Source organism: Methanobrevibacter sp. (genome assembly GCF_045636185.1).
GTDB lineage: Archaea > Methanobacteriota > Methanobacteria > Methanobacteriales > Methanobacteriaceae > Methanocatella.
On record NZ_JAZTXC010000085.1, the window covers coordinates 1 to 1,744 of the forward strand.

Here is a 1,744-nt window from a genome sequence, read left to right on the forward strand (position 1 = left end):
TCAAAACAATATAATAAGCAACTGTAATTTTACAAACACTATCTCCCTATTATCCGGAGAAGCCATTTATCTAGATCCCGCACGAAAAAATATCACCGCCAAAAACTTAAACTCCAACGAATTACTCATAATTGACGGACAAAAAACCAATATTGGTGCGGATGCCCTTCTATATACAAATTGGGTTGATATTAGCCCCTTTGAAAATGACAGACAAGTCGACATTATTCCATTATTATATAAAACCATTACTTTAGGTGGAATAAATTATCTGGCAGACAATAAAACATCATATTTCTGCTCCTACAACAGCACTACTGGCGATTTCGTATTGATAACATATACAAATTATGGAGAAATAATGGAAGAATATGCAGGTATTGAATACATCAGACAATTCTCATTCACAAACATAACCGACTTTAACCAAGTTTTCACAGATGCATATCACACAACATACACAACAGCAACTACACAAATCGGAACAGTATATATCAATAATGCTGAAGACTATTCCCAATTATTGTCAAAGAAAAACTTCCCAAAATTCTTTTCAAAAAAGGAAGATGAAACCCGAGAATTAAACATCATATTTACAGATAAATTATCCATCAACTCCAACAGCTGCCTTAATCTGGATGCAACCGGTTGCGACATAATAACCCTCTACGGCAACGACTCATCAATAATGGCAAAAAATGAAGTTAGAAATGAAGACAAATGGATAACTAACACTAAAACCATTTTCATTGCATACAACATCCAAGTAGGCGGATTCAACACCGCAATAGAAAACAAAGGCGGTTTAGTCATCTTAAACAACGTAAAATTACACGACAATAAAATGGACTATATCATAGATCCGGATTGGGGAGCAGCAATACTAAACACAGGATACTGCATATGTAACAACTGCAGTTTCACCAACAATTACTGCTCCAAAGGAGGAGCAATCTTCAACTACGGAACACTGGAACTCAACAACTGCACATTCAAAGGAAACTATGCATATCAGGATGGAGACAATATCTTAAATGTAGGCGAAGGTATTGTCATATATAACGGAAATAAAATAGTCCACGGAAACTACGGCCCAATTATCTATAAAGAAAATGTAGATACCGTATTAAATGACGTACTTATTATTACAGCACAAATAACTGGAATCGTGTTAATTATAGTTGGAACATTTTTCTTAATAGTAGGCCAACCAATAATAGCCGTTTGTTTAATTTCTGCAGGTGCAATTTTAATAGGTGGCACTACTATTTTAAGTTCACTATATTATAATTCAAGAGATGACGTTCTATTTCATGATAAACAGAATTTAACTCCAGAAAATATTACAGCCCCAATTAAAAAAATAGATGAAATCATTTTTAATTAACTTTAGATAATAATACCCCATATTACAACACAGGTGAGTGATACCATTCGAAAGAGACATATATTAATAATATTAATTATTGCTTTTATAAGTATTTCTTGCGCATCAGCAAGTGATAATACAAATATAACGGCAAATTCTGGTTCAGATATCCCCATTAATGATATATCTACGCCAGGTAATTTTGATGACCTGCAAAACGATATTGCAAATCTCAACCCCGGAGATATTTACAATATAAATCAAGATTATATTTTTGATCCCTGCAGTAATCCCGATTATATTGGTCCAAAAATCATTACGCATGAAGGCATATTAATTGCAACAGATAACGTAACTATCAACGGTAACGGCCAC

Annotated in this window: 1 protein-coding gene and 1 pseudogene; both read left to right on the forward strand. The window is 33.7% G+C overall.

The genetic code is table 11. The annotated features are described in order from the left end of the window. Nucleotides 1–1,387 (forward strand): annotated as a pseudogene (locus tag ACKI3Q_RS05095) (hypothetical protein); the annotation flags it as partial. A gap of 33 nt (nt 1,388–1,420) precedes the next feature. Beyond that, nucleotides 1,421–1,744, forward strand: a 324-nt coding sequence (locus ACKI3Q_RS05100) for a hypothetical protein (RefSeq protein ID WP_407414907.1), incomplete at its 3' end; no start/stop codon positions are given.